The organism is Prevotella sp. S7 MS 2, assembly GCF_000762865.1.
Taxonomy (GTDB): Bacteria; Bacteroidota; Bacteroidia; order Bacteroidales; family Bacteroidaceae; genus Prevotella.
The window spans coordinates 26,176-37,150 of record NZ_JRPT01000045.1; the positions used below are offsets into that span (position 1 = coordinate 26,176).

12 protein-coding genes are annotated in these 10,975 nt (G+C 44.3%); 3 read left to right on the plus strand and 9 right to left on the minus strand.

All coding sequences use genetic code 11. The annotated features are described in order from the left end of the window. Nucleotides 1-346: 346 nt before the first annotated feature. The 3 genes from HMPREF0671_RS08565 (at nt 347) to HMPREF0671_RS08575 (ending at nt 3,291) form a co-directional block, all read left to right on the plus strand. A complete protein-coding gene (locus HMPREF0671_RS08565; RefSeq protein WP_036899491.1) occupies nt 347-1,693 on the plus strand; it encodes an ATP-binding protein in 1,347 nt (448 codons plus the stop codon). Nucleotides 1,694-1,770: 77 nt separating this feature from the next. Further along, entirely contained in the window at nt 1,771-2,517 is a 747-nt protein-coding gene (locus HMPREF0671_RS08570) for an ABC transporter permease (protein ID WP_036899493.1), read from the plus strand. 12 nt (nt 2,518-2,529) lie between these two features. After that, nucleotides 2,530-3,291: an ABC transporter ATP-binding protein gene (locus tag HMPREF0671_RS08575; RefSeq protein WP_036899497.1), complete on the plus strand. Its 762-nt coding sequence runs from the start codon at nt 2,530-2,532 to the stop codon at nt 3,289-3,291. A gap of 91 nt (nt 3,292-3,382) precedes the next feature. Here HMPREF0671_RS08575 and HMPREF0671_RS08580 read toward each other — a convergent pair whose 3' ends face one another. The 9 genes from HMPREF0671_RS08580 to rfbD all read right to left on the minus strand — a co-directional run bounded on the left by HMPREF0671_RS08580 (nt 3,383) and on the right by rfbD (nt 10,728). Further along, a complete protein-coding gene (locus HMPREF0671_RS08580) occupies nt 3,383-3,670 on the minus strand; it encodes a TfoX/Sxy family protein (protein WP_369793979.1) in 288 nt (95 codons plus the stop codon). 4 nt (nt 3,671-3,674) lie between these two features. Continuing rightward, a complete protein-coding gene (locus HMPREF0671_RS08585; protein WP_036899498.1) occupies nt 3,675-4,073 on the minus strand; it encodes a hypothetical protein in 399 nt (132 codons plus the stop codon). A gap of 5 nt (nt 4,074-4,078) precedes the next feature. Beyond that, nucleotides 4,079-5,392 carry a ribosome biogenesis GTPase Der gene (der, locus tag HMPREF0671_RS08590; RefSeq protein WP_036899502.1) on the minus strand — a complete coding sequence of 438 codons (1,314 nt, stop codon included), beginning with the start codon at nt 5,390-5,392 and terminating at the stop codon, nt 4,079-4,081. Between the two features lie 72 nt (nt 5,393-5,464). Beyond that, nucleotides 5,465-6,346, minus strand: coding sequence for a GTPase Era (gene era, locus HMPREF0671_RS08595; protein WP_036899505.1), 882 nt, complete (start codon nt 6,344-6,346; stop codon nt 5,465-5,467). Nucleotides 6,347-6,465: 119 nt separating this feature from the next. Continuing rightward, on the minus strand, nt 6,466-7,464 hold the full coding sequence (locus HMPREF0671_RS08600) for a beta-ketoacyl-ACP synthase III (RefSeq protein ID WP_036899508.1): 999 nt from the start codon (nt 7,462-7,464) through the stop codon (nt 6,466-6,468). After that, entirely contained in the window at nt 7,464-7,649 is a 186-nt protein-coding gene (rpmF, locus tag HMPREF0671_RS12050; protein ID WP_084589749.1) for a 50S ribosomal protein L32, read from the minus strand. The genes HMPREF0671_RS08600 and rpmF overlap by 1 nt, the downstream gene beginning before the upstream one ends. Before the next feature lie 6 nt (nt 7,650-7,655). Next, nucleotides 7,656-8,192, minus strand: coding sequence for a DUF177 domain-containing protein (locus HMPREF0671_RS08605; protein WP_036899512.1), 537 nt, complete (start codon nt 8,190-8,192; stop codon nt 7,656-7,658). A gap of 199 nt (nt 8,193-8,391) precedes the next feature. After that, nucleotides 8,392-9,570, minus strand: a complete 1,179-nt coding sequence (locus HMPREF0671_RS08610) for a HAMP domain-containing sensor histidine kinase (RefSeq protein WP_036899515.1) — start codon at nt 9,568-9,570, stop codon at nt 8,392-8,394. 279 nt (nt 9,571-9,849) lie between these two features. After that, a complete protein-coding gene (rfbD, locus tag HMPREF0671_RS08615) occupies nt 9,850-10,728 on the minus strand; it encodes a dTDP-4-dehydrorhamnose reductase (protein WP_036899518.1) in 879 nt (292 codons plus the stop codon). Between the last annotated feature and the right edge of the window lie 247 nt (nt 10,729-10,975).

Sequence of the window (10,975 nt, forward strand, 5' to 3'; positions counted from 1 at the left end):
AACTCAAAAGTTCTCCCTCTTCTTGAAAGAAGACTGAGGAGAAGTTAGTGCATGGGCGCAACAACAACGCTGCAATGCCTAGACAGCCTTGCTGACAAGCCCGAACAGCAACGTTGCCCCACCTCTGCAGTCCGCTGATAGTAAGAAGTAAAAAGTGAGAAATAAAAAGTTTAAAGAAGATAAAGATAGGCTCTACAAAACTAATACCTTGCCTTTTATTTTCCGGAAAATGTGATTTTTAACCCCAAAACAGTCTGATTTTTGTGATTTTTACCTATATTTGTATGCATAAAATGTGATTTCACGGTTAAAAACAGTTCATTTTTTGTGATTAATAACATCTAGAATGCTTAACAGAAAGATTGATACATACTTGGCAGAGTGGCGCAAACGGGAGCATCGTCTTCCTATTATCGTGAAAGGAGCACGCCAAATAGGCAAATCAACCTCTATTCGTTCATTTGCCACGGCAAACTATCGCAGTGTGATAGAAGTTAACTTCGTCTTGCAACCTCATTTCAAATCTATCTTTGAAAACGGTTACGAGGTAGACGAAATATTAAAACAACTCTCTCTACGCAATCCACAATTCCAATTCATAGTTGGTGAAACGCTTATTTTCTTCAACGAGATTCAGGCCTGTCCAAGCTGTGCGACTTGCTTAAAATCCTTTGCCATAGATGGGCGCTACGATGTTATCTGCTCCGGTTCACTTATGGGCATCAGCTACAAAGAGATTGAATCAGTGAGCGTAGGTTACAAAGAAGACTACGATATGTACTCCATGGACTTCGAAGAATTCCTGTGGGCTCGCGGCTATAATGCACAGATTATCGACGACATGTATACACACATGTCGACCTTAACGCCATTTAGTGAGGGGGAAATGCATATCTTCATGTCTCTATTCCACGAATATATGATTCTTGGAGGTATGCCGGCCGTCGTCAACAAATTTATAGAAAAAGGAAATTTTAGCGGGTCACTAAATCTACAACGACAGCTCCTAAGAGACTACGAAGAAGATATAACCAAGTACGCAGAGGGTTTGGACAAAGGAAAAATAAAGCAAGTATACAGCCATATACCCGTTTTCCTAGCTAAAGACTATAAAAAATTCCAAATATCAAAGATTGCCAAAGGGGCACGTAACAGGGAATATGTAGGTACCATTGACTGGCTTGCAGATGCAGGAATCATCAATATATGTTATCTGCTTGAAAATACCGAACTGCCACTAAAAGGAAATTATTCGCCTAATTGTTATAAACTATACTTCCATGACACCGGTCTACTCGTTGCATCATTGGATGATGAGGCACAAGACGACTTGCGCCTAAACCAAAATTTCGGAACTTACAAGGGAGCACTCTACGAGAATATCGTTGGTGGAATGCTTGTCAAACAAGGGTACCAACTCTATTTTTATCGCAATGATAAAAGCTCTATTGAAATGGATTTCTTTGTTCGGGACACAAAATCGCTCATCCCTGTCGAAGTAAAAGCTAATGATAATTCCACACCATCACTCAATAAGCTCATAGAGGGTGCACACTATCCGGATATTCACTACGGAATCAAACTAGGAAACAAGAACATTGGATTTAACGGTAAGTTCTATACATTTCCTTATTTCCTCACTTTCTTGCTGAAAAAGTATCTCCGAGACCAACATTCATACGAAAATAAATAATACATATTAACCAACACGATAATAAAACAAAGGCTTCGTTTGTCGTTTTCCTCTTTATTTCGTATTTTTGCAACGATATGCTTATCTTTAAATATCTCAATACATTAGGTAAATACCTACTGCTTATGGGGCGCACATTCAACCGTCCCGAACGCATGCGCATGTTCTTCAAACAATACGTGAAGGAGATGTCGCAATTGGGTATCGACTCCATTGGCATCGTTTTGCTCATCTCTTTCTTCATCGGAGCAGTGATTTGCATTCAGATGAAAGTGAATATCCAAAGTCCATGGATGCCTCGATGGGTAACGGGATATACTACTCGCGAGATTATGTTGCTGGAGTTTTCCAGTTCTATCATGTGTCTGATATTGGCCGGAAAGGTGGGGTCGAACATCGCTTCCGAATTGGGAACAATGCGAGTGACGCAACAAATCGATGCACTTGACATCATGGGCGTAAACTCGGCAAGCTATCTCATCCTGCCAAAGATATTAGGGCTGATGACCATCATGCCGTTTCTTGTCATTTTCAGTTCGTTCATGGGTATCATAGGTGCATACGCCACGGCTTATATAGGGCACATGTTGTCGCCCGATGACTTGACATTGGGCCTGCAACATGCATTTAAATCATGGTTCGTATGGATGAGTATTATCAAGAGTACATTCTTCGCCTTCGTCATAGCTAGCGTGTCTTCGTACTTCGGATACACCGTCGAAGGCGGTTCTGTTGAAGTAGGAAAATCGAGTACCGATGCTGTTGTGAGCAGCAGTGTGCTGATATTGTTCTCGGATGTGTTCCTCACTCAACTCTTATCTTAATTTCCGCATACAATGATAGAAGTAAAACATCTCACTAAATCGTTCGAAGACAAGACCGTACTCAAAGACATCAATGTGGTGTTTGAGGACAGTAAGACCAATCTTATCATCGGACAAAGCGGTAGCGGAAAGACAGTTTTGATGAAAAATCTCGTGGGATTGCTCGAACCAACAGCTGGTCAAGTGCTCTACGATGGACGCGACTTCGTGACAATGTCAAAGCGTGAGCGCGTCATGATGCGTCGAGAGATGGGCATGATATTCCAAAGTGCAGCCCTATTCGACTCGCTGAACGTATTGGAAAACGTGATGTTCCCACTGGATATGTTCTCTACCATGACACTGAGAGAACGACAGAAGCGGGCACAAGACTGCTTGGCACGCGTAAACTTGCTGGATGCGCAGAACAAATTCCCCGGAGAAATATCCGGAGGTATGCAAAAACGTGTGGCCATAGCACGTGCCATCGTGCTGAATCCCAAGTACCTGTTCTGCGACGAGCCTAACTCCGGACTCGATCCGAAGACCTCGCTTGTCATTGACGAACTGCTTTCAGGCATCACCAAGGAGTTTGGTATTACTACCATCATCAATACCCACGACATGAACTCAGTCATGGGCATCGGTGAGAATATTCTCTTTATCTATCAAGGGCACAAAGAATGGCAGGGTAGCAAAGACGAGGTGATGAACTCGACGAACGAGAAACTCAATGCATTGGTGTTTGCTTCCGACCTCTTCCGTAAAGTAAAGGCCGCTAATACTACAGGATAATAAAACAAAAAATGGTATCCGCTTGGCGGATACCATCCCTAATAAAAATTTCAAATATTACTTTTTCTTCTTGACTTTAGGCATAGGCAATTCAGCACAAGTTGCTTTTACCAAAGCCGAGATAAAAATCCCTATCGTCCACATCCGATATAAGGAAGTAGTCTTTCGCCCCATCATAGGGTGACGCCAATACGGGAGTTCCAAGCAAAGTTGCTCCCGCTTGAGTCGGTTTCACAAAGAACCGATCGTCACAAATAAGGCCGAAAATTTTCCCATCGCAATAGATTCCGTAATCACCAAACATCTTTCTGAAGGTAATTACGCCTGCTCCAGCAGCTTGGTCGGCCACATACTGTACATAATCTAATTGACTGGCCATATCTTTATCTTAAATACCACACGCCCTTATGCTGCACCATAGGCACCACTATCTGCTCGTTGGTGCTGTCACCATAGACTATTTGCATCATCACTTGAGCTACATGCTTAGCCGTATCGGCCTTACCACTGACAATACGAATATCCTTAATACCACGATGTTCGTCATTTTGCTGTCCGATAAACATGGCCGCGTTGTCGGCCAATTGCTTCTGATAACTTGCAGGAAGACTATCTGGGCGATACGTTCCGGCCACAAAAGCATCGTAATCACCATGCAATAGATAGTCGTAATAGAGCTTAGCAGCACGCGCAGCCAACTCTCCTTGGTCGTCTTGCTTGCCACCACAGGCTGCAAAACTGAGCAATATACAGGTCAATAGCAATACAGGAAGTCTCTTCATCGCACTTATTTCTGACGAATAAAGATATTGATAGGACAACCGTGCATGCTCCAATTCTCGCGTATCTTATTCTCCAAGAAGCGACGGTAGTTCTCTTTGACGTACTGAGGCAGATTGGCATAGAATACAAACGATGGTATCTGCGTGTTCGGAATCTGCATACAATACTTGATTTTGATATACTTTCCCTTGATAGATGGAGGTGGAGTAGCCTCGATAATAGGCAACATCACCTCGTTCAACTTGGATGTCCCCACCTTCGAAGTACGATTCAAATAGACTTGTTTAGCCGTTTCCAGCACCTTAAAAATGCGCTGTTTGGTAAGCGCTGAAGCAAAGATGATGGGGAAATCAACGAATGGAGCCATACGTTCGCGTATCGCATTCTCGAAAGTTTTGATGGCTATTTGCGATTTATCCTCCACTAAATCCCACTTGTTTACTACTACCACGAGCGATTTATTGTTCTTCTGAACCAACTGGAAGATGTTCATATCCTGCGCTTCAATACCACGTAGCGCATCAACCATCAATATACAAACATCGCTATTCTCTATGGCACGGATGCTACGCATAACGGAATAGAACTCCAGATCTTCCGAAACCTTGTTCTTACGACGGATTCCGGCTGTGTCAACAAGATAGAAGTCGAAACCGAACTTATCGTAACGAGTATAGATACTGTCTCGTGTGGTGCCTGCAATCTCTGTAACGATATTGCGATCCTCGCCTATAAAAGCATTAATCAAACTGCTTTTACCGGCATTCGGACGACCAACGACAGCGAAACGAGGAATATCTTCTTCCAATACTTCATCTACCTTCTTCTCTAGTTTCGCCAAAAGCAGGTCGAGTAAGTCACCAGTCCCGCCACCGGTAGCAGCGCTGATACATTGTGGATCGCCCAGTCCGAGACTATAAAAGTCGGCAGCTTGATAATATTCTGCACTGTTATCAACCTTGTTAGCTACCAAGATAACAGGCAATTTAGCTCGACGTAAAATCTGAGCCACGTCTTGATCCCAGTCGGTTACACCCGTAGTTACGTCGACAAGGAACAACACCAAGTCGGCCTCTTCGGTGGCAATGAGTACTTGTTTGCGGATAGCGTCCTCGAAAATATCATCCGAATTTACGACCCAACCACCGGTATCAACCACCGAGAATTCGTTTCCGTTCCACGAACACTTGCCGTATTGACGGTCACGGGTGGTGCCTGCGGTATCACTAACAATCGCCCTACGCGACTGTGTCAATCTATTGAAAAGCGTAGACTTGCCCACATTCGGACGTCCTACAATTGCTACTAAATTTGCCATATATTAATAATAAATCATGAATTATATCACCCTCTCTCTTTGGGGAGGGACGGAGAGGAGCTAATGGGTCTCCTATTCCGGGTTATATCCGAAACTTTCCAACTCTTTCTTGGAACTGCGCCAGTCTTTATCAACCTTAACGAAGGTCTCCAGAAATATCTTTTTGCCGAAGAACTTTTCCAAAGTCTTGCGCGATTCCATGTTCATCTTCTTCAATGCGACACCCTGATGGCCGATGATAATACCTTTTTGTGAATCGCGCTCAACGTAAATGACCGCCCCGATATTGATTTGTTTCTCTTCTTCCTTGAAACTTTCCACACGCACTTCCACACTGTAAGGAATCTCCTTGTCGTAGTATAGCAGTATCTTCTCGCGTATTATCTCCGAGACAAAGAATCTCGCGGGCTTGTCGGTCAACTGTTCTTTATCGAAATAAGGGGGAGAATCGGGTAACAATTCTTTAATGCGCTTCAACAATACATCCACACCAAACTTGTTCTTAGCCGATATTGGTAATATCTCGGCATTGGGTAATAAGCGATGCCAATGCTCTACGATGTCGCCTAATGAGTTTTGATTGCTCTCATCTATCTTGTTAATGAGCAGCAATACCGGAATTGTCATCTTGCTAACCTTTTCCAGAAACTCCATATTCTTTTCCGGATTCTCTATCACATCGGTCACGTAAAGCAGGATATCTGCATCGGTCAAGGCCGATTCAGAGAACGCTAACATATACTCCTGCATCTTATAATTCGGCTTCAGAACACCCGGTGTATCGGAGAAAACAATCTGCATATCATCGGTATTCACAATACCCATAATACGATGACGCGTGGTTTGAGCCTTAAAGGTGGCGATGCTGATGCGCTCACCCACCAATTGGTTCATCAAAGTACTTTTCCCTACGTTTGGGTTGCCGACGATATTAACAAATCCGGCTTTATGCATTTCTACCTCCTTTTAGGACAAAAAGACGCATCCTTAACTAATATAAAGATGCGTCTCTCCGTATTCTATTTATTATAAAAATCTTCTACCCTCGCAACGGAGAGTCAAATCTAAGCTGTCTATGAGTCGTAAGCCCAGCGATAATAGCTGGCTCCGTTCACAAATCCGGCTCCAAAAGCTGTGAAGATGATGTTATCGCCCTTCTTCAACTGCTTCTCGAAGTCCCACAATACCAAAGGCATGCAAGCGGCACTGGTGTTACCATAGCGCTGGATGTTGACAAGTACCTTGTCCATGGGACATTCGATGCGCTTTGCAACCGCCTCGATGATACGCAGATTAGCCTGATGAGGAACGATATAACTAACATCCTCACGAGTCAATCCATTACGTTTCAGCAATTCCATGCAGTCATCGCCCATAGCCGTTACAGCATACCGGAACACCATACGCCCCTCTTGATAAGTGGCATGTAGGCGATGGTCTACTGTAAAATGAGACGAAGGGCATACCGAACCACCGGCTTTGACGTGCAGGAATGGTAGACCTTTACCGTCTGTACGATGATAAGAATCTATCAAACCAACATTATCTTCCGTCGTACCTTCGACCATTACGGCACCCGCACCATCACCAAACAGCGCACAAGTGCTACGGTCTTGATAGTCGGTTATTGCCGACATCTTGTCTGCTCCAATCACAATGATACGCTTATGGCGTCCACTCTGAATCATATTGCAGGCTACGTCGAAAGCATACATAAATCCGCAACAAGCAGCAGAGAAATCGAATGCGAATGCATTCTTCAATCCCAACTTGCCCAATACGATAGATGCTGTAGACGGATGGATATAATCTGGCGTGGTCGTAGCCACGATTACCGCATCAATAGTATCCAGTTCTACACCTGTCTTCTGTATCAAAAGTTTAGCAGCTTTACGCGCCATATAGCTCGTACCAAGCCCCTCTTCTGTCAGAATGCGGCGTTCCTTAATACCCGTGCGTGCCGTTATCCACTCGTCGTTGGTATCCACCATCCTAGAGAGCTCTTCATTATTGAGCACGTAGTCAGGTACATATCCCGCAACACCTGTGATAATGGCATTAATTTTCTCCATTATTCAGCTACTTCCTTTACAACTGCCAACTTACCTCTATAATATCCACAAGTAGGACATACTGTGTGATATACGTGGTAACTGCCACAGTTAGGGCATACAGCCAATGTGGGGGCTACTGCCTTATCGTGCGTTCTTCTCTTGAGTGTACGAGTCTTCGATTGTCTTCTTTTAGGATGTGCCATTTTTATTTATTCTTTAATTGTTGTTTTTATTTTCTCTAATCCGGCCCAACGAGGATCCATATTGTCTTCAGCATTATCCTCATGAGCACCTTCCGTAGCCGAGTGTGCTTTCAGCAGTTGCAACATTGCAGGGTCACATTCCCCCGACTCATGCGCATGCTTGAACGGAATGGCGAGTTCCACAAACTCATATATGAACCATGACACGTCGACTACACCCTCATTCTCAGGCACCGTCACTAGGTCATCGTCCTCTATATAATCCTCACCAAACTTCACGACCAACTTGTTCCGGGTATCAATGGACTGCGCCATATCCTCCAAACAGAGGTCGCATGGTACTTGTATGGTACCGACTGTGTGGAAGTCGAGTTCAAAGAAGTCCCCCACTCTATGAATGGAAAGGTCTGTACGCAACTCGCCTCGCTTCACTTCGGGAGCGTCTATCGCCTCAAAGTAACTATCGTCAAGATGAAAGACGAGCTTGGTATCGCCCTCTTCCAGCCCCTTTAAGTCTATCTTAAATGGTTCTAAACTACCCATACGGGCTGCAAAGTTACGAATAAATTCTGATATACAAATAATTAAATGAGAAAAACTAAATGTACAAAACATCCAAAATGTGCATTTCTCATCTCTTTTATATAATATAAGGAGACAAAAGAACAGAAAGCCGAAAAGAGCTATTTACTACAACCTCATCTCGCAACGACCACCGAATAAAGTCTTTCTACTTCATCCATTAGAGTAGATTAAGATGAGGTAATACGATTCTAAACGTCGTTCCCACTCCCACTTCCGATGCTTTCACGCTGATACGCCCTTTGTGATACTCCTCAATGATGCGACGAGCGAGCGACAATCCCAGTCCCCAACCGCGCTTCTTCGTCGTAAATCCGGGACGGAACACATTATGCACATCACGCTTCCGAATTCCTTTTCCCGTATCCGTTACATCGAGTATCACGCTATTCTCGTCCTCTTCCACATGCAAAACGATGCTTCCGCGCTCGCCAGCCATCGCATCCACGGCATTCTTACACAGGTTTTCCAACACCCATTCAAACAGCGGACTATTCATCATTACCTGTACATCGTGGTCGGGCAGTTCCATCGTTATCCTCACCTTATTGGATGTTCGGCGATCCATATAGTCTACCACATGACTCAATACCTCCGCCATATTCGTCGGCACGAGTTCCGGAAGCGACCCGATCTTAGAAAACCTATCGGCTATTAGTTCCAGTCTCTTCACATCCTTATCCATCTCCGGAATCAAATCATCCTGTGGATAAGTCTCTTTCAGCATCTCTGTCCAAGCCATCAAACTACTGATGGGCGTACCCAACTGGTGTGCGGTCTCCTTCGAGAGTCCCACCCACACCTTGTCTTGTTCAGCTCGTTTCGAGGTCAACAAGGCGAAAATAGCCACCACGACAAACAACATCACCACGCCCAATTGCACATATGGATAACGCTGTAATTGTTTGAGCATCAGCGATTCACCATAACAGATATCCACGTAATCACTTTTTACAGAGTCGTTCAACTGAATACGAATGCATCGGCCGGCAGCTTTCAGTTGTCTGCCAAGCACCTTAGCCTGCTCCAAACTATCCGCATACGCCCCCTTTCGCATCTCCACGTTGCGGAAAAGTTGCGCCTCTCCCCTGTTATCCATCACGACCACCGGTATCATATTGTTCCCGTTCATCACTTTCAACACCAATCCCAAGTCCGTATTCTGGTCAGCTCGGTTCAACGCCGACATAGCTTCCGCCCACACTTCCATCTTCTGCCGCTCCTCCATAGACAGGTCACACGTCAAGATATGCGACACGACAAGCGACACTATCGCAATCACGATAGCCCCACTAACCAACAGTAGCTTCACTTGCCTAATTCTATCTGTCCACAGCATATACTATTTAACGCAGTACTTCGTGAAATATTATATCTCATCAAGCCACAACCCACACCCCCATTTCCTTACTTCTCACTCCCAACTCGTCTACTTATCAACTTAAAACCTTGTTTACTGGTTAACTTATTAACTTGTCTACTAAAACGATTGGAGTGGGGTGGGGCTCCTGCAATGGCCCCTCAGTATCGCTGTATCGCCCTTTCAACAAAACTGCCACGCCCCCACAGCAATGCTGCGAGGGCGTGGCAGTAAATCAAGGAAAACACAATACGATTCCTACATATTAGCTATACACCTCTCCAAACTATCTACCCAATAAGGAATCTTGATTCCAAACGTATCCTTTATCTTCGTTTTATCAAGCACACTGTAAGCCGGACGCTTCACAGGCGAGGGGAACTCATCACTATGACATGGCTGAATATCACAATCAGTATTCCCCACCAACTCCGCAATCTTGATAGTGAAATCATACCACGAGCACACACCCTCATTAGAAAAATGATAAATTCCCGTATTCCCTTCGTACTTACGACTCTCTACAATGTCAAAGATGACATTCGCCAAATCGCCTGCATAGGTCGGCGTACCGCACTGATCGAATACAACTTTCAATTGAGGCTTCGTAGCCGTGAGTTGAATCATCGTCTTCACGAAGTTCTTACCAAATTCACTATAAAGCCACGCTGTACGCAGAATGATATGCTTCACCCCGGTAGATGCAATCAATTGCTCACCTAGCAACTTTGTTCGGCCATACACACCGGTGGGAGTTCCTTTCTGATTTTCCTTGCAAGGCGTGTTATAAGGGTCGCCCCCAAACACATAATCAGTACTGATGTGCACGAGCAACCCATCTACTTCTTTCATCACCATTGCCAGATTTTCCGGTGCTTTGGCGTTCAACTTCTCTACCAACTCATACTTTTCCGGTGCCTCCGCCCCATCTACATTGGTCCATGCAGCACAATTAATGATACACTTCACGCCATACTCACGTACCATCCGCCTTATATCATCCAAAGAAGTAATGTCCAAATGCATATATCCATCGCACACGTCGGTAAATATATACTTGTCGTGCTCACTCTCCTTGGCGACTATCTGTATCTCATTCCCCAGCTGCCCGTTGGCGCCCGTTACCAATATATTCATATCACTTCTTAAATTCAAAAGGTGAAACCATATCTTTCAAGCGTGGATACTTCGTATCCTTAGCATTCAACTTAATATCTTCTGCCCTTGATTGCATTTATCATTACTCGATTAATAATCTTTTGTGTCCCAAATTAGCGCATAAATTTCGCTGTAAAAAACTGTGGAATCTTCCACATCATTTTCATAATTTTGGTAGGTGCGCAGAGTCAAATTGCTCCATGATTGAAAATAATCCCCCAAAAAG